A 19322-nucleotide genomic window follows, 5' to 3' on the forward strand; every position below is an offset into this window, starting at 1 on the left:
CCCGCACCCCGGTCACGACGTCGTGCCCCGAGTTCTCCCCGGAGGCTGCCGCATGAGCGCCGCGGCTCCGGCACCCGCCCCGCTCGTGGTGGTCATGGGGGTCTCCGGTTCGGGCAAGACCACCATCGGCACGCTCGTGGCCCACGAGCTCCAGGTGGAGTTCATCGACGGGGACAGCCTGCACCCCATCGCAAACGTGGAGAAGATGGCCTCCGGCACGCCGCTGGACGACGACGACCGCGCGCCCTGGCTCGAGATCGTGGGTCGCACCCTGCATGAGCACGGTGAGCGCGGGGACGGTCTCGTGGTGGCGTGCTCCGCGCTGAAGGGCATGTACCGGGACCAGATCCGCTCCCAGGCTCCCGCCGCGCTGTTCCTGCACCTGAGCGGTTCGCTGGAGGTGCTGACCCGGCGCATCGAGGGCCGCAGCGGCCACTTCATGCCCGCCGCGCTGCTGCAGTCGCAGATCGACACGCTGGAACCGCTCGCCGGGGACGAGGACGGCTACGTGCTTGACATCAACCAGCCGGTGGCGGAGATGGTGCGCGAGGCCGTGGTGCACCTGCGCGAGCTCGTGACCGCGCGCAGCTGAGCGCCCTGCAGCCAGTGTGACGCCCGGGCTTCACCCGCGCCGCAGCAGCACTGCGGCCTCGTAGTGGCCGGTGTGGGGGAACATGTCCAGCAGCCTGGCCTCCACGGGCCGCAGGGACGGCATCCGCCGCAGGTCCCTCGCCAGGGTCTTCGCGTTGCAGGACGAGTAGACGGCGTGGCCCACGGCGGACCCTTCCAACCACGCGCACAGGGAGGCGTCCAGACCGCGGCGCGGTGGGTTCACGATCGCGAGCTCCGGGGTGCCGGGCAGGTCCGCGGGTGTCGCGGCGGCGTCGTCGGCAAGGAAGCGAACGGAGCCGGGGCCGGCCTCCGGCAGTCCCATGGCGCGGGCTGTGTCCCGGGCGGAGGCCACGGCCTCCGGGGAGATCTCGGTGCCCACCACCTCGCGGGCGGGGTCCGCCACGTGCAGGGCGAATCCGCCCACCCCGCAGTAGAGGTCCCACACGCTCACGGGATCCGCAGCGCTGACCCACTCGGCCACCTGGGCGTAGAGCCGCTCCGTGACCGCGGTGTTGGTCTGGAAGAAGGAGCGCGGGCGCACCCGCAGGCCGATCCCGTTGACCGTCATGACCAGTTCGGACCGCTCGGTCAGCAGGATCTCCTCGGGTCCCTCGATCACGGCCTTGTGCTCCGGCTGCAGGTTCACGGAGACGACGTCCGCCGCGGGCACGAGCTCGTGCAGCAGGTCCATGTTCTCGCGGATCTTGGGCAGCTGGCGGGTGCTGCGCAGCATGAAGCGCACCATGAGCCGCCCCTCGGGGCTGCCGGTGACCACCACGTGCTTGAGCTCGCCGCGCCGCTTGGCGACGTCGTAGGGCAGCAGCCGCACCCGCGAGATGAACTCCCCGAGCGCGTGCAGGGCGCGGGTGACCGGTGCGGGGTACAGCGGGCAGTCCCGAAGGTCCGTGCCGCGGGTGCCGTCCAGGATTCCGAGGGTGGGCGCGCCCACCTCCCCCGCGACGACCATCTTGGCCTTGTTGCGGAACCCCGCCTCCGCGGACGCCACCGGCGCCAGCCAGCCTGGGCTCCCGAGCGGGTCCACCAGCCCCCGGACCAGCTCCTGCTTGCGCTCCAGCTGCCGCCCGTAGGCCACCTCGATCGCGGTGCACGAGTGGCACAGGTCCCGGTTGTAGTATCCGCACTCCATCCGCCCGAGTGTACGGCGCAGTGCCGGTGGGACCGGGACGCCGCCCGCGCCTGGCATTCGCCCCGGGATCGTGGCACGGTGACATGGACCTCCAGCCCCCTCTCCCAGCACAGGACAATCACCATGAGCACCCCGCGCCCCACCCCCGCCGTGATGCGCGGCCGCACGGACCCCGCCCGCAGCGTGCGCCCGGTGGACTACACGTCGTGGCGCCCGTCCCCCGCCGCTGCCGGTGAGCAAGGCGCGGGCGGTGCGGAGCCGACGTCGTCGTCCAGCGGTGGGCAGGTCCCCGGTGGCGCGCGCAGACCATCCCCGCCCGCGGGTGGGCCCCGGCCGAAGGGTGCGCGCACGACGCCGCCCGCATCCTCCGGTGGGCAGCCCCCGGCTGACCGCAGGGCGCCGGGTGGAACCCCGAAACCGGGGCCGGGCCCACGGTCCGTGCCTTCTGCGGGCGCCGACCGGACGGAGACCGCAGGAAACGCGGACGGGACGACGACCCCGCAGCTCACCGTGGACCCGCAGCTTGCCCGGTTCGTGGAACGGCTGCGGGCGGGGATGGCCCCGGAGACCGGCACACCCGAGAACGCGTTCTACACCGTGGACTCGGCCACCACGGAACCGTCCGCACTGGACGTCCCCGCCGAGGGGGTCCACGCGCAGGGAGTCTGGGACGTCAGCGAGCAGGCGCTGCGGGCTGTGGTGGCCCAGCCCGAGGACACGTGGACCGCGGACCTGGGACGCACCGACTACTACGTGCGCGGGCAGCTGTGCGTGCAGGTGATGCGCGCGGAGCACCGCGTGGTGGGGATCTACCGCAGCGGCTGGGCGATCGCCCGGCGCCCGGACGAGACCTGGGCGGATACCGCCGACTCCCTCGAACGCACCGGCGCGAAGCCGGGCGGCGGGGGCACCCGCTACCCCACGAACCGTCGGGAGCTGCTCGAGCGGCTGCGCGGCGCGGGCTTCGAGGTCACCACTTCCGGGCCCACCCACGGGAAGATCACCCACCCGGACGCCCCCGGCCGGTTCCTGCCGTTCTCCTCCACGCCCTCGTCCCAGCGCTACGGCCGCCACGTGGTCACCGCGGTCAAGCGCGTCTTCGGGATCGACGTGCGGTGAGACGGGAAGGGCCCGGAGGAACGTCGTGCTCCTCCGGGCCCTTCGAGGTCGCCGCTCTCCGCCCGGGGTGGGGCAGCGCGGCCGTGTCGTGGATCAGATGGTGGATGCCGACTCCTCCTATCGACGGCCCCGGCGATCGTCACGGAACGGATGCCCTCGCCGCCCCGTGTTCGACGCCAGCAACGGGCCGATCAGCGCCCACTGCGCATCTGCCAGACGACGAGTTGGAGAAGCAACAGCAGCAGCCACACGCCCACAATCGCGCGTCAATCAGCAAACTCATGGGAGACACCCCAGGTGACTGCCGCACACACGAGGGGCGGTCACTCGGCGATGCCACCCGCCGGCTCGGGCACGAGAACGGGACCCGTGGAAGGGCTCCCCGAGAGGTACCCGCAGGCGGGGTCCGAGGGCACCCTGTGCGGGTGCACACCAAAGTGGGGGCGAGGACAGGGCGGCCCCGGCTCGCCCCCGGCCGCTAGGATGAGGACAGAAATGTGCTGTCGGGAGCGAGTTTTCACGGCCCCGGGGGAGATCGGTGAGGGGTCACCGACGGCGGGGTCTCGACGCACCACGATCACGGGGGAGAAACCATTGTTGACGCTTTCAGGTCTCGGCCGCGCCCTGCGGCCCGTGCACGGCTCGGGGACGGACGGGGCAGCCGTCGTCGAGACATCCGTGAGCCACGGCTGGATCCCCGCGGGGGACCGTCTGCTCGCGGTCGACGTCCACGAGCCCGCCGCGCCGGCGCGTGGCGCGAGCATCGTGCTAGCCGCCCCTCCCGGGCGTGAGCGCGTCACGCTGACCCGCACGGTCCTGCACACCGCGCGCGCCCTGGCCGCGGACGGCTGGTGCGTGGTGCGCTTCGACTGGTCCGGCACCGGGCAGAGCCCCGCCTCCAAGGACGTGACGGACGCACAGCACTGGTCCGAGGACCTGACCGCGGTGCGCGACTGGGCGGGCCAGGGCCAACCGGTCCACGGTGTGGGCATCGGCGTGGCCGGCGCCTACCTGGCGGCGGACGATGACGAGGGCTGGGCGCAGCGCGTGGTGATGGCGCCGGTGTCCGGCAAGCAGTGGCTGCGCCACCAGAGCGCGCTGCGCCGCATGGCCGGGCAGAGCCTGCCCCCGCGCGTTGCGGGGGGCACCGAGCTACTCGACCTGCACCTCACGGCGGAGGGAGCCGCGGCCGTCAAGACCGTCCCCGCTCCCGCGGCGGACCCGGCGCGGGGCATCAGCATCCTGGGCGAGGAGGAGACCGGCCCCCTCCCGCTCAACGTCCACCCGCGGGTGGCCACCGTGCCGCCCGGCGTGACGGGCGCCGTCGTCGCTGCCCTGTCCGAGCACGCACCCGCCCACAACGAGGGCACCACTGCGCCGGAGCCCGCGCAGCAGGCCACTGTGGAGATGGACGGCACCACCGTGCGGCTGCGCCGGACCACGGTCGGCGCGGACCGGCGTCCGGGGATCGTCACCGAGCCGCTGGAGCGCGCCGCGGACGCGCCCGGGCTCGGCCTGGTCTCCCCCGGCTCGGACGTCATGGAGGCGGCGGGTGGACTGTGGCTGAACACCGCACTGCTGGCGTCCTCCCGCGGGGCCGTGTGCCTGCTCGCCGAGCGAACGGACACCGGGGAGCTGGTCCGCTCGGATCGTTCCCGCAACCCAAATCCCTACGACCGCCGCACGGTGGCCGAGTGTCGGGAGCTCATCCTGCACGTGGCCTCCCTCACGGACGGCCCCGTGACCGCCGCCGGGATCTGCCTGGGCGCGTGGGGCCTGATGGCCGCCGCGCGTGAGCTCCCCGCGCAGATCAGCGCCCGCACCACCCTGGACGTGATCAACAACGTGGCGTGGCAGCGTCAGCCGTGGCGCTACTGGCGCCAGGGCCTCACGGAGGGCCCGCTCGCCCCGCGTGTGCCGGGCGAGGACCCCACCGCGGACGCCGTCCCTGCCGCGTCCTCCGCCGACGCCGCCGCACCGGACGCCTCTGCCCTCGGCTCCCTGCGCCGGACCCTGACCACCCAGGTCGGCAACGTGGCGCGCACGGTGGTCCGCGGCACCCGCGCGAAGGCGCACGCGGCGTCCCCCCGAGTGAACTCCCTCGCGGCGACCCTCGGGATCATCGACGTCCCGCAGCCTGAGCTGCGCCGCCTGGAGCGCGTCCCGGGTCTCACGGTGAACGCGGTCTTCGGCACGCTGGACGCCGAGTTCTGCGGTGCCGAGACCGGGCGGATCGGCCCGCGCTCGGCCGTGGTGGTGGTGGACTCTCTGGACCACTCCATGTTCTCCACCGCCGCCCGCCGCGCCATGGCGCAGTTCACGGTGGAGCAGCTGGCGGCCACCTCCGGCGTCTCGCACTGAAAACGGCACTCACGGGCACGGTCCCGGTTCCCGCGGCAGAGTTGTTCAACCGCCACAGGAGCCGGGACCGGCTCAGTTCTCGCTGACGGCCACCGGGTCAGTGCCGAGGGCTCGCGCGCGCGTCGCCGCGCGAACTGACCCGGTGACCTCGCCGCCCACGGGCAGCACCACGATCTCGCCGGGCAGCACGTGCACGTAGCCGTCCTCGGCCACCGGGTCCCGCTCTTGCCACGCGTCCGCCGTCACCGCTGTCGTCCCCGTGTCGACTCTGTCCACGGCTGGCTGGTCCGTCACTGCACCCGTCCCTGGGGCCGTTCTCGCGGCACCCGCCCCTCCCGCCCGAACGGGCAGGTCCAGTGCGAGGAAGCGGGCGAGCCCCTCGGCCGTGACAGCCACACCCCATCCGTCAGACCCCGTGCGCACCCACCGTGCGCTCAGTCCGGGGTCCGCGGCGTCGTTGCGGCGGGGTCCACCGCTGAGGTGCGCGTCCCGTGCCAGCACGCGACCGTGGGAGTCAAGAAGAACGGCGGACACGGCGTCGTACTCCCGGTCCCCGAAGCCGTAGGCGTTGTCGAGGTCCCGGAACGTGCCGTCCGCGAGGTCCGCGCGCACCACCGTCTCCCCGTGGGCCGGGACCGTCACGGGAACGTCGACGGCGGGCTGGCTGCCCCCGCGCACGGTCGCCACGGTCAGCCGCAGGGTTGCCTCCAGCGTCCGCGCCCGGTCGTTCCACACGTGCACGGGCAGCCCGTCCCCGCCCGCGGGCACGAACGAGACCGCCACCGGCGCGCAGGCCCGGCGCATGCCGTACCACGCGGCCGTCGGGCGGCCGGTGACGTCCAGGACGCCCCATCCGGCGCCCGGTGCGGTGGACGCCGCCGAGAGCACGAGCGCTCCGCGGCACGGCGAGTCCGAGGAGCGCCACTGAGCGAATGTGCGCTGGAAGACGTGGGCCAGGGTGGCCCGCTCGAGCTCCAGGCGCCGCGCGTGGCCGCGGATCGAGTCCTCGGGGACCGGGCGCGCGGGTACGGCGAGGCTGGCGTCCGGATCACTGTCCCGGTCCAGGAAGAGCCGGTGCACGTACGTGCTGGTGGTGTCCGCGAAGGTCCAGTCGGCGCCGGGATCGTGCGCGAGGCCCGCGCGCCACGCGGCCTCGGTTTCCTCGCCGTCCAGCGGGGCGTCCGTGCCGAACTGCGCCCGCACCACGGCAGGCTCAGGCGGCACCGCGAACGCGAGCGACTCCGCGGCGAAGCGCACACCGCGCGTCACGGTGTCCTCGAGCGAACGCCCGTAGGCGCCCACCCCGAAGTAGTGGCACACGCCGTCCGCGGCATCCACGGGAGAGCCCTGCGGCACGGCCGGGGCGGCAGGGGTGGCAGGGGTGGGCGGGACGAACGAGTCGTGCGCGTCCCCGCTCGGGCCCCCGTCCTCGTCGCAAACCCCGCGGGGCAGCGCCAGAACGGCCCGCACCCGCTCGACCACGGCCTGCGCGACGTCGAGGTGGGCGTCGGAGCACGGGGACGAGGGGACGACCACCGCGTCCGATCCCGCCTCCGCGACGGTGGCCGGGATGTCCCGCAGGAGCACGTCCGGAGTCCACTGCTCGGCGGGTCGCCCGGCCAGCACCGGGGCCTGGATGACCTCCGTGCCTCCGGAGATCACCACGGTGGAGGGGTGCCCGGCGAGGCGCGCGGCGAGCGCCCGTACCTCGTGGCGCAGTCCGGCCCGCCAGGCGGGGTCGTCGGGCGGATCCAGAGGCCCGAGATCAACGTCCTGCCACACCATGAGCCCCAGCTCGTCGCACGCGCGGTGGAAGTCCTCGGTCTCGTAGCAGCTCGTGCCGGGGATGCGCACCATGGTGGCGCCAGCGTCCCGCAGCCTGCGGAGCATCCGGCGGATGCGGCAGGGGTCGGCGGCGACCTCGTACGGGTCCGCCCCCGTCCACACGGTCCCGCGCGCGAACACGGGCACGCCGTTGACGCGCAGCGCCAGCCCGCGGTGGGTCGCGTCCCTGGGCTCTGCAATCACGGTGCGGAACCCCACGCGGGCGTGCAGTTCCTCGTCCCCGGCCCGCACGCGCACGCAGTACAGCTGCTGGGCACCCATCCCGTGGGGCCACCACAGGAGGGGGTCGGCCACGGGGACCTCGACGGTTGTGGTTCCGGCGGCCGCGAGCTCCGCGGCGCTCACGACACGCTCGACGGCGCCGCCTTCCGACGCGGTCACGCGCTGAGCGGGGGGATCGTCCTCTGCGGGCCGGAGCGGTTCGACAAGCACCCGGCAGCCCTCGGCTCCGACGGCGATCTCGGCGAGGTCCACGGCCACCACCCCGTGGACGTCCTGGGTGACCCGGGCGCGCACCGCGGACGGTGGGAGAGGGCGGGAACGGGCGGGGGCCGCGGCGGCGTCGTCGTCGTCCGGGGAAACGGGCGGGAGGGCAGCGGGAGAAGAGGGCACAAGAAGGGGCGAGGAATCTCTCCGAGAGCCGGACGGGGAATGTGTGGCGCCGTCAGGAGACGAGGTGACCGGCGTGGCGGCGAGCCCGCCCCAGGGCCCCAGGACGGGGCGCGCGCCGGGCCAGTCGATGGCCCCGACGAGCGGCGTGCGGCGCCAGCGCAGGGAGCGGTCGGAGACCAGCGGGGAGAGCCAGCGGGCGCGCGGCTTGCGCGGCACGGCCACGCTGGACAGGGGCAGGACGCGCAGCGCGATCTCGCACTCCCCCGGCGGCAGAACGACGGTGAGGTCCCACGGCGCGAAGGCGCTGTCGCACGCGTGCACCGGCTCCCCGGCCACCACCAGCTCGGAGACGGTGGCGACGCCCGTGGAGACAAACCGGTGGGCTCCGCCCGCGGTGGTGACCCGCGTGCGGTACTCCCAGACGGTCTCGGGGCCGTCCGCCGCGAGGACGGCGTCCACTGCCTCCTCACCCAGGGCGTCGCGCAGTGCCCCGGAGACTGTTCCGGGAACGCGCGCGGGGATGCCGAGGGCCAGGGTGTCGCCCGGACCCTGCGTGGGATCGGAACGGCACAGGATCCAGGTGGCGCGCTCCAGCACGTCGGCACCGCTCAAGCCCGTCACTCCCCGAGGCCCAGCGCGTCCCGCACCGCGACCATACCGGCGGTGTGCCCCGCCACGAACGCGTCCGCGGACGTGTCCACGCGCGCAGTCCGACCCCGCGCGGCGCGCGCGAGCTGGAACTGCAGGGTCTTGGCCGCCCCGGCCGCGGCGTCGAACGCCTCGGCCGCCTCGATCAGGAGCTCGGCGTCCAGGTCGCTGGGCCACCGGGCGGCGCCCGCGGCGAGGTACCGGCACGCGTGCGCGGCCAGCCCTGCGGTGAGCCCCGCCTGGCGGGTGGTCGCGAACGAGTACAGGTGGAAGTAGTCCATGCCGCGCTCGGCCAGCACCGGCAGGTGCTCCCGGATGGCGGTGACGAGCCGCTCCGCGGGGCCCTGCGACCCGGCGGAGGATCCCGGCGCGCGGCGCAGGTGGTCCCGCACCAGCTCCACCGTGTGCTGCCACAGCTGCTGGGCCTCCAGCCGCCGCACCCCCGCCACGCGCACGAGCTCCACGTAGGGGTACGGCACCCGGCCGCTGCGCGCGCCCGGACCCAGGGTGTTCTCCAGGTCCTCCCCGCGCAGCACGTGCACGCCGTCGTTGTGCAGGTAGAGCAGCTCCCCCGCCGCCGGGTCCAGCCGCAGCGGGACGATCGACGTCTTGGTGTGCTCCAGCCCGTAGGAGACGCCCTCGGTGTCCGGGAGGTGGAACGCGTCCACCTCCACGATCAGGGCGTCCCCGCGGGACATGGCCAGCTGCAGGTGCTCGCCCAGGGGCCGCCACGTGTCGTACTCCCCCACCGCCAGGCCGTAGAGCACCTCGAGGTCCTCCTGGCGTGGTTTCAGGAACTCCCACTGGTCCCCCAGGAAGTCCGCACTGAACGCGGCGCCCAGCATGGGCACCGGGTCCAGACCGAGGGCGGCGGTGAGCCCGATCCACACGTCCATGTAGCAGTTCGTGGGAGACCACGGCTCTGCGGGATCGTGCAGCACGGACCGGGGCACGGTCGCCGCGGAGAGCGACTCGCACCCCCGCACCGCGAGGACCTCGGTCCCGAACGGGGCCTCGACGGCCGCGGCGGCACCGGTGCTCTCGGCGACGGCGGTCATGACAGACCCAGCTCCTGGCGCACGGAGGCGGGCCACGCGGCGACGTCGAAGCCGTGCTTGGCGGCGAGCGCCAGGGCCACGCGCTCCAGGCCGAAGCCGAAGCACGCGGAGTGGGCCACGGCGCCGTCCGCGGTGCGCAGGTCGAAGGCCTCGCCGAAGTGGTCCTCGTGCAGGTTCGCGGAGGCGATGGCCGTGGGGTGGCCCGGGTAGACCTCCGTGAGGATCTCGAACTTCAGCTGCGCCTCGCGCTGGCCCGCGCTGAGCAGCTTGCCCGCGCGGCCGAAGAACGGGTCGTTGGCGGTGTCCGCCTGGACCTCCAGGCCCAGGTTGGTGAGCAGCTCGGTGCCCGCGGCGAGCCACTTCTCACGGTGCTCGGCGGCCTCCGCGGGGGTGCCGATGCGCACGGCCTCGAACATCCGGAAGGTCACGAAGCGCATGGGGTCCGGGCTGGGCTCGTGGCGGTAGCACTCGCCCACGAGCTCGAAGACCGTGCCGTCCACCTGCGAGCCCTCGAGGTAGGCGTAGAGCGGGTGGCAGACCGCCGGGACCAGCGCGTGGCCGGCCGGGGTGAGCTGCGCGGACCAGTCGCCCTGCTCCTCGTAGGTGGCCAGCAGCTGGCGGTGGGCCTTGTTGTCGCCCTCGAACGCGGCGATCGTGCCCAGCAGCTGCGGGAACGAGGCCACGTAGTCGGTGCGCTCCAGCAGCCGGGTGCCGTTGACGGGTGGGAAGCGCAGCCGGCGCGTGCCCGCCTCGGGCGAGAGCCGCGCGGCGATCTCGCGGGCGGCCGACGCGATGCCCTGCACCACGTCCTCGGCCTGCGGGCCCAGCCCGGTCACACCGTCGCCCAGCGTGGGCAGCAGCCAGTCGTTGGCCTCGAGCCCCTCGCGGAACGTGTCCTGCTGACGGGTGAGGTCCTGCTCGATGTCGGTGGTGGTCATCGCTGTCCCCTCGAGACGAGTTGCATGGTGGCGGTGTGGAGCAGAATGCGGTCGTTGTTGACCATGACGGACGGGCCGATGCTGTCCCGGTAGAGCCGTGCCAGGCTCACGGGAGAGCGGTTGGCGAACCCGGAGATCCCCACGATCACCAGGGCGTCGCCCACGATCTGGCGCACGGCCTCGGCCCCGTTGACCTTCAGCGTGTTCATGGCGATCGCGAACTGCATGGACTCGCAGGTCTCGGGGTCCTCGTAGGCGGCCTCGTAGCGGGCCACGGAGGAGCGCACCACGTCCGTCATGGACTGCAGCTGCACCTCCAGCTCCGCCAGCCGCAGCGCGGACGGCGGAGGCGTGCCCGGGGTCTTGCGGGCGGCCTTCTGCACCACGGAGCGGGCGGTGAGCCCGGCCTGGGTGGCCATCCCGAGCCACGCGGAGGCCCACAGGCAGTGGGCGCCCGGGAGCATGGTCTGCGCGGAGATGGTCTCGAACGGGACCCGGAACATGGCGTCCTCGCTCGTGGTGGCGTCCAGCTCGAAGGACTCCGAGCAGGTGCCGCGCATGCCCAGGGCGTCCCAGCCGCGCTGGCGCTCCAGCTGCAGGTCCGCCGCCTCGACCACGAGCACCACCTGGTCGCTCGACGCCGCGTCCTCGTTGCGGCGCGCGGTCACGAGGATCGCGTCCGCGTACGCGCCGTAGGAGATCACGGGGCAGGTCTTGTGCAGCGCCACCCGGCCGTCACCGGCGGGGCGCACGGCGCACGTGGAGGTGCGGGTGTCGCCGCCGATGTTGACCTCGGTGGTCGCGGAGGCCAGCAGCAGCCCCTCGGACGCCACCTTGCGGGTGAACTCCCGCAGCCACTCGGTGTCCGCGTGGCGGGTGAGGCACAGTGCCTGCGAGTAGTGCATGGCCAGGATCATCGCGGAGGAGGTGCACTCGCGCCCCACCCGCTCCAGCAGCCGGCACAGTTCCGTGATGCTGTAGTCCAGCCCGCCGTCCGCCTCCGCCATGGGGGCGGCCAGCAGGCCCTGGGCGCGGGCCTCGTCGATCGTCTCCCGGGGGAAGCGGGACTCGCCGTCCACGGTGTCCGCGTACTCGCGGGCCACCCTGGCCACGGCCTCCGCGCGGGCGGCGGTGCTCGCCGCCCGGTCCGGGTGCTCCGCACGGGTGCGCGGCTGCTCTGTCAGGACGCTGTTCTCAGTCATGGTGGATCGCTTCCACGGCCTCGGTGATGGACGCGACGGACGTGAAGGTCGCCTTGGTCAGGCGCTCCTCCGGGAACTCGATGTCGAACTCGTCCTCCAGGCCCAGCATCACGTTCACGGAAGCGTGGGACGTCATGCCGGCGCGGTAGAGGTCCGCGTCCACGGCAATGCTCTGCGCGTCCTCGGAGAGCTTGCCCTGCTCGCTGAGCACGGATCGGACGGTCGCTTCGATGGTGGAGTCCATGGGACACCTTTCTGGGTTGTACTGTCGATTCCTCTGAACCGCGGGTCAGCCGATGTGCGGTGCCCCGCGGTGGTCCTGTTCCCGACGTCGTGCGCCGGGTGGTCTCACGGGTGCGGCGGGTGCCGGGTCACGACGCCGTGGCGAGCGCCACGGCCAGGGCGAACCCGCCGTCGTGGGAGGTGCTGACGCTCCAGCCGCCCAGCCCCGCCTCACCGGCGAGGCGCGCCGCGGTGCCCCGCAGCTGCACGCTCGGTGCGCCGTGGGCGTCCGTGCGCAGCACGATCTGCGGCCACGGCACGGCGTCCTGTGGGCTCGGGCGCAGCACCTTGAGCACGGCCTCCTTGGCCGCGAACCGGCCCGCGACGGATTCCGCCGAGGGCTCAGCCGCTCCCGAACGGGTGAGCTCCGCGATCTCCTCCGGAGCGAGCACGACCCGCAGGTAGCGCTCCCCCTGCCGGGCCATCGACTCGGCCACCGGTGCCACGCCCTGCAGGTCGCAGCCCACGCGGGGTGCCACGGCGGCGGCGCTCACGACGTTCCCTCCGAGGTCACGGCCTCGAACGCCGGGTCCACGGCTGGCGCGGAAGTGGTGCGCTTCAGACCCAGCCGGTCCGCCCAGCGCCCAAGAGCCACCACGGCGGCGGGTTTCCAGCACTCGAAGGTGTGCCCGCCGTCGCACGTGCCCTCCTTGCCGTACTCCGTGTACTGGTAGTCCACGCCCTTGGTCCCGAGCTCCGAGGCGAAGGACGCCGTGGAGTCCCGCAGGGCGGGCTCGATGTCCCCGTTCTGGCCATTGCCGCTGCCCGCGAAGAGCTGCACGGTCACGTCCTCGAGGTCCCCGCTCTGCGTGAGTGGGTCGTTGGCCAACCACTGTGCGTCCGTGGTGGTGGTGCCGTTGCCGAAGATCGCATCCGGCTCTCCGGTGGACTCGTTCGAGGCCTGCTCGAAGTTCTGTTTGGCCTCCGGGGAGGAGACGTCCAGCAGGCCCGAGAAGCTCACGGCCTCGCCGAAGAGGTCTGGCCGCTCCTCGGCGTAGCGCACCGCACCGTAGCCACCCATCGAGTTGCCCATGATCGCGCGGTGCCCCCGGTCCTTCTGCGTGGCCAGGTGCGAGTCCACCCACGGGACCACCTGGTCCAGGTGGAACGTCCTCCAGTTCTGCTTGAGGGTGTCCTGCTTCGCCCAGTCCGTGTACCAGCCCACCTTGCCGCCGCTCATGATCACGGTGATCACGGGCATGCCCGCGGTGAGCTGCTCGGCCTGCCCGCCCTCGTACCACTGCAGGGCGGGGGCATCCGTGGAGCTGCTGCCCGGGAGCATGTAGACCACTGGGTAGGTCTTGGCGGGGTCGTAGCCCTCCGGGGTGATCACCACGAGCGAGTTGCGCCCGCCCGGTGCCTCCGGGGAGACAGCGTCCGTGCTGACCGTGAGGTCCACGGCCCGCTGGGACAGGGCGCGGGCGCCCGTGACGGTGATCCCGTTCGACTCCTTGCGCAGCTCCTGCGGATCCTGGAACCCCACCTGCTTCGCGGCGTCGGCGTCGAAACTGATCGTGGAGCCCGTGCCGGAGGTCGCGGCGGGGTCCGTGCCCCCGGAGCCGCAGCCCGTGAGCAGCAGCGCCCCCAGGGTGCACCCGGTGAGCACCCGCAGTCCGAGCGATCGCGTGCCGCCCGCCCGGGCGGTGTCCTGGTTCATGCGGCGCACGTGGCCACCTCTTCCGCGGGGTAGTGACTCAGCCCGAGGGCCGCGTCGACGATCTGCATGGCTGTCAGCCGGGAGGCGCGGGCCTGCAGGGAGTGGTCCAGCGCGGGGACGTGGGCCACCTTGATCCGGCGGCCGCGGCGGGTGAGCCGCGCGAGCCCCTCCTCGCCGCGCTCCTGCTCGAAGAACACGCCGTCCTCCACGCCGAAGTAGAAGGAGACCTCCGCGTTGCGCGAGGCGTGCTCCATGACCACCTCCGGTACGTTCGGGATGTTGCAGCGGCCCAGCAGCAGCCACATGCGGTAGGGCATCCGGCGCCGCACGAGTTCCTTGGCGCGCGTGCGCCACGTGGTGTTCAGCTCCACGTCGCTCATGGTGCGCAGCTGCTCCAGCACGGCGTCCACGTCCCAGTTGCGGTAGAGCTTCTCGTAGTACCGCTCCCCGGCGCGCCACGCCACGTTGTTGAGCACCACGCGGGTGGTCATCGCGCTCGTGGGCGGTGCCATGGCCACGAGCCAGCCGCCCACGCACAGCCCAGCGCCCGTGACGGCCTCGCCCGTGCGCTCGTGCAGCCAGGACGCGCCGAGGTCGATGTCCGCGACCCCCTGGTACTTGTACGGGTTGATGTCCTTGACCTCGTCCAGCCCGGCACCGTCCCCGCAGTGGTGGCGCTCCACACGCATCGCGGGCACCCCACGTGCGGCCAGCCGGCGCGCCTGGACGGCCCACAGACCTGTGGGCCCGTCCTTGGGGTCTGCGGAGGGCGGCGCGAGCACGGCCGCACCGGCACCCGTGCCGTGGCGGCCCACAGGATGCGTGTAGGTGGCCGGCAGCAGGTCCTCCCCCAGCTCGAGGAGCTCCTCCTCCACGTCCACGTCGAACTCGGCCACGTGGAACCGGGCGTGCGTGGTGGGCCGCCAGCCGCTGACGTCCGCCGTCCCTCCCGTCACGACGACGCCGCTCGCGGCCTGCCCGGCCCCACTCACCGTGGTCTCGTGGGCCGGGTCCGCGGCGGTGCCGGGCGAGACCGCGCGTGGCGCGGCGTCGTCGTCACCGGCGCCCGCAGCCGGCTCGTCCAGGCGGGCGACGAGCGCGGCGATGGCCGACGGGGTCGCCTTGGCGTAGATCGCGGCCACGCCGTAGAGCTTCTTGGCCACGGTGCGGTCCTTCTCGCGCACCGGCACGAGCCCGGGGGTCGTGAGATTGCGCGGGTCCGGCAGGGCGCGGATGGCAGCGGCCTCGGCATCGGTGAAGTGCGCGCCGCCGATCTCCACGCCGCCCTCGACCTCCGGCGGCAGGCTCAACCCGCTCGCCCGCCGCAGCCCGGTGTACTGGCGCATGTAGATGGCGCCGGAGACCGGCTCCCACAGCACCCGCTTCCCGAAGGGGAGCTCGGAGGTGGCGAGCACCGCGGCACCGATCCGCAACCCGATGCCGTGGACGGGCAGGTGCGGCCCCACCAGCTCCCGGGCCGTGCCGAACGCGACCTCGAGATCCCGTTGCCACACAGCTACGGGATCGCTTCCCACGGGGCGTTCGCCGGACTCCGAGGTGCCGCTCCAGGCGACCCTGATGACGACCCAGCCCGCTTCCGCCGCGCGTGCCGCCACCAGCCGCATGCTGCGGTGGCTCACCACTTCCTCCCGCGCGAGAGCCGGTGCAATGACCACGGCTCCGCGGACACGGTCGCTGTCGGGACCGTGCACCCACGCGTGAATGGTGCGCCCGTGCCCCGTCAGAAAACTTGCCTGTCCGGCAATACGCATGAATTCTCCCCAGTCCTGCCCCGGAAACACCTCAGCCGTGCCACCGTTTCCCTGTTTCCCCCGTTGCCGGAGGAGTCTCCCCGTGCGAGCGCGGCGCCTCCGCCACCGGCCGACCCCCGCCCCCGAACGCCGCGTTCCCCCACGTTCCCCCGTGAGTGGCGTACGGCTTTGCACTCATAAATCATAGCCACTCGTGTCCCAGGACGGCTCGATGACGCCGTCCCCTAATTTGTGGTTTTACATTTACACGACTGTTTTTCCCGGTCCCACGTGCGCTTTTACCGCGTTGTACCTATATGGGCCCACACAGATTTGTCATCTTTCTGGCGATAAGGTCAGATCTGCAGAGTTATGATGGCAAACGCCGATGTTCTGGGGAGACACAGCATTGGCGCCGTTCACTGTCCACGGGCTTGCACCGTGGGTGACGGGGGACCTGGGGAGGTCCCCCGTACTGGGGGAGATGCAGGCACCGTCTGCGTCTTCATTGGGGGAGGAGACAGCGTGGCTGCACGCATCCTGATTATCGGTCTCAACTATTCACCGGAGCACACGGGCATCGCCCCGTACACCGCCGGGATGGCACGCGCCCTGCGTGAGGAGGGCTGGGACGTGGAGGTCGTCACCGGCCTGCCGCACTACCCGCAGTGGCAGGTCCACGAGGGCTACCCGCGCCAGGACGGCCCGCTCGAGGTGATCGACGGAGTGCCCGTCCGGCGCATTCCGCACCCCGTGCCCCACGACGCCGGCCAGCTGCGCCGCCTCGGCATGGAGATCGTCTTCGGCCTGCGCGCCGCGCGGGCCCCGTGGGGGGACCCGGACGTCGTCGTGCTCGTCACGCCCGCCCTGTTCGCCTCGGCGATCGCGCGGGTCAGGGCCGCACTGACCCGCACCCCGGTGCTCGTGTGGGTGCACGACATCTACACCGCCGGCCTCGCGGAGACCGGCGCGGCGGGCGGACCCGCGACCCGGGTGATGCGCGCTGTGGAGGGGACGTTCCTGCGCTCCTGCAGCGGCGTCGTCGTGATCCACGACCGTTTCTCCGACTACCTGCGCCGCCACATGGGCGTGGCCGGGGAGAAGATCACCACTGTCCGCAACTGGACCCACATCGCCGAGGCCCCCACGGTGGACACCGCCGCGCTGCGCCGCCGCTTCGGGTGGGAGCCGCAGGACGTGGTGGTGCTGCACACCGGCAACATGGGCGCCAAGCAGGACCTCACCAACGTGGCCGCCGCCGCGCGGGTGGCCGAGGAACGGAGCGCCCCGCTGCGCTTCGTGCTCGTTGGCGGCGGGCACCAGCGCCCGCAGCTCGAGGAGCTCGCGGCCACCACGCCGCGCTTCGAGGTGCTGCCCAGCGTGGACAACGACACCTACGCCGGGCTGCTGCGCGCGGCGGACATCCTGCTGGTCAACGAGCGGCCCGGGCTCACCGAGATGTGTGTGCCCAGCAAGCTCACCAGCTACTTCACCGCGGACCGCCCCGTGCTGGCCGCCGTCGAGGCCGCTGGGCCGTCCGCGGCTGAGCTCGCGGCGGCCGGTGCCGGGATCCGCGTGGAACCCGGTGATCCCGAGGCCCTCGTGGCGGGCGCCGTGCGCCTGCACGAGGAGTGGATCACCACGGGCGGCACCACCCACCGCGGCGGTCGCCGCTACGTGCGCGAGGTGCTGAGCCGGGGGGCCGCGGTGCGGTCCTTCCTCTCGGCGCTCACCAGGCTGCGCCCGGACCTCAGAGCCGAGGACCGGTCGCCCGCCACCGTCAAGTCCTGATCCACCGGGGCCGGGGGCCTCGACGATCCGATCCACAAGGGGAGAGAACACCATGAGCAAGAAAGCACTGATCACCGGCATCACCGGGCAGGACGGCTCCTACCTGGCGGAGCTGCTGCTGTCCAAGGGCTACGAGGTGCACGGGCTGATCCGCCGCGCCTCCACGTTCAACACGTCCCGCATCGACCACCTCTACCAGGACCCCCACAACCCGGACGCCCGGCTGTTCCTGCACTACGGGGACCTCTCGGACGCGGCCCGGCTCGTGACCCTGCTGGGGGAGATCGATCCTGACGAGGTCTACAACCTGGGCGCCCAGTCGCACGTGCGCGTGTCCTTCGACGAGCCCGAGCACACCGGTGACACCACCGGGCTGGGCACCGTGCGTCTGCTCGAGGCCGTGCGCCGCGCCGGCGTGAAGTGCCGCTTCTACCAGGCGTCCACGTCCGAGCTGTTCGGGGCCACGCCCCCGCCGCAGGACGAGAACACCCCGTTCTACCCGCGCTCCCCCTACGGCGCGGCCAAGATCTACTCGTACTGGATCACCAAGAACTACCGCGAGGCCTACGACATGTTCGCCGTGAACGGGATCCTCTTCAACCACGAGTCCCCACGCCGCGGCGAGACGTTCGTGACCCGCAAGATCACCCGGGCTGTGGCCGCAATCGCCGCGGGCAAGCAGGACCTGCTCTACATGGGCAACCTGGACGCCGTGCGCGACTGGGGCTACGCCGCGGAGTACGTGGAGGGCATGTGGCGGATGCTCCAGGCGGACGAGCCCGAGGACTTCGTGCTCGCCACCGGCGTGCCCTGCACCGTGCGGGACTTCCTGGTCACGTCCTTCGAGCACGCGGGGCTGGACTGGGAGAAGCACGTGCGCTTCGACGACCGGTACCTGCGCCCCACCGAGGTGGACGCGCTGATCGGAGACCCCTCCAAGGCCGAGCAGAAGCTCGGGTGGAAGGCCACCGTGCACGCCCCGGAGCTCGCGCGGATCATGGTGGACGCGGACCGGGCCGCGCTCGAGTGCGCGGGCACCCCCTGGATCGATACGGTGGCCCAGAACATCTGGACCCCGGAACACGCAGCATGAGGACAACAGTGGACACAGCAGATCAGATCGGGACCGTCGACGCCGGGGCGGACTGGCCCCAGACCGTGAGCGACCCTGCGGACGCCCGCACGAGCGACGACGTCGTCTACGCACCGCACGAGCTGGACCGCACGGCACCGTTCTACGTGGCGGGCCACCGCGGACTCGTGGGCTCGGCCATCTGGCGCCACCTGGAGAAGCAGGGCTTCGAGAACCTGATCGGGGCCAGCTCCCAGGAGCTGGACCTGCGGGACCGCGAGGCCGTGGAGGCGTTCATCGCCGAGCACAAGCCGCGCTACATGATGCTGGCCGCCGCGAAGGTGGGCGGGATCGGGGCCAACAACACGCGCCCGGTGGACTTCCTCTCGGACAACCTGCGGATCCAGCTCAATCTCCTGGATGCCGCGCGCACCGCGGAGGTGGAGCGCGTGCTGTTCCTGGGCTCGTCCTGCATCTACCCCAAGCTCGCGGAGCAGCCGCTGCGCGAGGGGGCCCTGCTGACCGGATACCTGGAGCCCACCAACGACGCCTACGCGATCGCCAAGATCTCCGGGATCATGCACGTGCAGGCGGTGCGCCGCCAGTACGGGCTGCCGTGGATCTCCGCCATGCCCACCAACCTCTACGGCCCCGGGGACAACTTCTCCCCGACCGGTTCCCACGTGCTGCCCGCCATGATCCGCCGCTACGACGAGGCCGTGCGCCACGGGGACACCGAGATCACCAACTGGGGTTCCGGGTCACCGCGCCGCGAGTTCCTCCACGCGGACGACCTCGCGGCGGCGTGCCTGTTCCTCATGGAGCACTACGACGGCCCGCAGCAGGTCAATGTGGGCACGGGTGAGGACATCTCCATCAAGGAGCTCGCCGAGCTCGTGGCCGAGGCCACCGGCTACCGCGGCGCCACTCATTGGGACTCCTCCAAGCCGGACGGCACGCCCCGCAAGCTCATGGACGTCTCCCTGCTCAGCTCGCTGGGCTGGACCGCGTCCATCGACCTGCCCACCGGCCTCGACGACGCCGTGGCCTGGTACCGCTTGCACCGCGACTCCGCGCGCGGCGCGTAGCACCGACACACCACGACGACGCCGCGCCACCAGATGGCAGGTTCCAGGGGTCCTCGCAACACCTGGTTGTTTAGTCAGTGATTAGTAGATCACGCAGACGCTGGGCTGGGTTCTTCCAGTCCAGCGTTTTGCGTGGTCG

15 protein-coding genes are annotated in these 19322 nt (G+C 72.5%); 6 read left to right on the top strand and 9 right to left on the bottom strand.

The features are described from left to right. The first annotated feature begins 52 nt into the window (after positions 1 to 52). Positions 53 to 592, top strand: a complete 540-nt coding sequence (locus tag ABD264_RS12340) for a gluconokinase (protein WP_144943176.1) — start codon at positions 53 to 55, stop codon at positions 590 to 592. 30 nt (positions 593 to 622) lie between these two features. Here the strand turns inward: ABD264_RS12340 and rlmC are convergent, their stop codons facing one another. Beyond that, positions 623 to 1759, bottom strand: a complete 1137-nt coding sequence (gene rlmC / locus ABD264_RS12345; protein WP_344206325.1) for a 23S rRNA (uracil(747)-C(5))-methyltransferase RlmC — start codon at positions 1757 to 1759, stop codon at positions 623 to 625. 123 nt (positions 1760 to 1882) lie between these two features. On the opposite strand from rlmC, the gene ABD264_RS12350 reads away from it, so the two are divergent. After that, entirely contained in the window at positions 1883 to 2878 is a 996-nt protein-coding gene (locus ABD264_RS12350) for a hypothetical protein (protein ID WP_244944831.1), read from the top strand. Between the two features lie 597 nt (positions 2879 to 3475). Then, positions 3476 to 5239: an alpha/beta hydrolase gene (locus tag ABD264_RS12355; protein ID WP_244944830.1), complete on the top strand. Its 1764-nt coding sequence runs from the start codon at positions 3476 to 3478 to the stop codon at positions 5237 to 5239. A 72-nt stretch (positions 5240 to 5311) separates the two neighbouring features. Here ABD264_RS12355 and ABD264_RS12360 read toward each other — a convergent pair whose 3' ends face one another. From ABD264_RS12360 to ABD264_RS12395, 8 genes are all read right to left on the bottom strand, one after another. Beyond that, positions 5312 to 8317 (bottom strand): glycoside hydrolase family 2 protein, encoded by a 3006-nt coding sequence (locus tag ABD264_RS12360; RefSeq protein WP_425554341.1) that lies wholly within the window; start codon positions 8315 to 8317, stop codon positions 5312 to 5314. After that, complete coding sequence (locus tag ABD264_RS12365) at positions 8314 to 9402, bottom strand: DUF1839 family protein (RefSeq protein WP_290500260.1); 1089 nt, start codon at positions 9400 to 9402, stop codon at positions 8314 to 8316. Before ABD264_RS12365 ends, ABD264_RS12360 begins: the two co-directional genes overlap by 4 nt. After that, a complete protein-coding gene (locus ABD264_RS12370; protein WP_344206329.1) occupies positions 9399 to 10340 on the bottom strand; it encodes a class-II aminoacyl-tRNA synthetase family protein in 942 nt (313 codons plus the stop codon). The genes ABD264_RS12365 and ABD264_RS12370 overlap by 4 nt, the downstream gene beginning before the upstream one ends. Further along, positions 10337 to 11542: an acyl-CoA dehydrogenase family protein gene (locus ABD264_RS12375; protein WP_344206331.1), complete on the bottom strand. Its 1206-nt coding sequence runs from the start codon at positions 11540 to 11542 to the stop codon at positions 10337 to 10339. Before ABD264_RS12375 ends, ABD264_RS12370 begins: the two co-directional genes overlap by 4 nt. Continuing rightward, positions 11535 to 11786, bottom strand: coding sequence for an acyl carrier protein (locus ABD264_RS12380; RefSeq protein ID WP_094393431.1), 252 nt, complete (start codon positions 11784 to 11786; stop codon positions 11535 to 11537). Before ABD264_RS12380 ends, ABD264_RS12375 begins: the two co-directional genes overlap by 8 nt. 127 nt (positions 11787 to 11913) lie before the next feature. After that, on the bottom strand, positions 11914 to 12318 hold the full coding sequence (locus tag ABD264_RS12385) for a holo-ACP synthase (RefSeq protein ID WP_244944829.1): 405 nt from the start codon (positions 12316 to 12318) through the stop codon (positions 11914 to 11916). Further along, positions 12315 to 13481, bottom strand: coding sequence for an alpha/beta hydrolase (locus ABD264_RS12390; protein WP_344206334.1), 1167 nt, complete (start codon positions 13479 to 13481; stop codon positions 12315 to 12317). Before ABD264_RS12390 ends, ABD264_RS12385 begins: the two co-directional genes overlap by 4 nt. Next, positions 13478 to 15121, bottom strand: coding sequence for an alpha/beta hydrolase family protein (locus ABD264_RS12395; protein ID WP_344206336.1), 1644 nt, complete (start codon positions 15119 to 15121; stop codon positions 13478 to 13480). The genes ABD264_RS12390 and ABD264_RS12395 overlap by 4 nt, the downstream gene beginning before the upstream one ends. 636 nt (positions 15122 to 15757) lie before the next feature. Between ABD264_RS12395 and ABD264_RS12400 the strand changes: the two genes are divergently transcribed. The 3 genes from ABD264_RS12400 to ABD264_RS12410 all read left to right on the top strand — a co-directional run bounded on the left by ABD264_RS12400 (position 15758) and on the right by ABD264_RS12410 (position 19183). After that, positions 15758 to 17023, top strand: coding sequence for a glycosyltransferase family 4 protein (locus tag ABD264_RS12400; RefSeq protein ID WP_094393430.1), 1266 nt, complete (start codon positions 15758 to 15760; stop codon positions 17021 to 17023). Between the two features lie 52 nt (positions 17024 to 17075). Then, a complete protein-coding gene (gmd, locus tag ABD264_RS12405; protein ID WP_094393429.1) occupies positions 17076 to 18116 on the top strand; it encodes a GDP-mannose 4,6-dehydratase in 1041 nt (346 codons plus the stop codon). A gap of 65 nt (positions 18117 to 18181) precedes the next feature. Beyond that, the gene (locus ABD264_RS12410; protein WP_344206341.1) at positions 18182 to 19183 is read left to right on the top strand and encodes a GDP-L-fucose synthase family protein; all 1002 of its coding nucleotides are present in this window, start codon (positions 18182 to 18184) and stop codon (positions 19181 to 19183) included. The last annotated feature ends 139 nt before the right edge of the window (positions 19184 to 19322 follow it).

Origin of the sequence: Kocuria salsicia, from assembly GCF_039532055.1 — a bacterium.
GTDB classification, from domain to species: Bacteria; Actinomycetota; Actinomycetes; order Actinomycetales; family Micrococcaceae; genus Kocuria; species Kocuria salsicia.

Excerpts from the sequence above, each read along its gene's own strand:
- gmd (WP_094393429.1), top strand. The coding sequence starts at position 17,076 with ATGAGCAAGAAAGCACTGATCACCGGCATCACCGGGCAGGACGGCTCC.
- ABD264_RS12375 (WP_344206331.1), bottom strand. The coding sequence starts at position 11,542 with ATGACTGAGAACAGCGTCCTGACAGAGCAGCCGCGCACCCGTGCGGAG.
- ABD264_RS12340 (WP_144943176.1), top strand. The coding sequence starts at position 53 with ATGAGCGCCGCGGCTCCGGCACCCGCCCCGCTCGTGGTGGTCATGGGG.
- ABD264_RS12370 (WP_344206329.1), bottom strand. The coding sequence starts at position 10,340 with ATGACCACCACCGACATCGAGCAGGACCTCACCCGTCAGCAGGACACG.
- ABD264_RS12365 (WP_290500260.1), bottom strand. The coding sequence starts at position 9,402 with ATGACCGCCGTCGCCGAGAGCACCGGTGCCGCCGCGGCCGTCGAGGCC.
- ABD264_RS12380 (WP_094393431.1), bottom strand. The coding sequence starts at position 11,786 with ATGGACTCCACCATCGAAGCGACCGTCCGATCCGTGCTCAGCGAGCAG.
- rlmC (WP_344206325.1), bottom strand. The coding sequence starts at position 1,759 with ATGGAGTGCGGATACTACAACCGGGACCTGTGCCACTCGTGCACCGCG.
- ABD264_RS12390 (WP_344206334.1), bottom strand. The coding sequence starts at position 13,481 with ATGAACCAGGACACCGCCCGGGCGGGCGGCACGCGATCGCTCGGACTG.
- ABD264_RS12350 (WP_244944831.1), top strand. The coding sequence starts at position 1,883 with ATGAGCACCCCGCGCCCCACCCCCGCCGTGATGCGCGGCCGCACGGAC.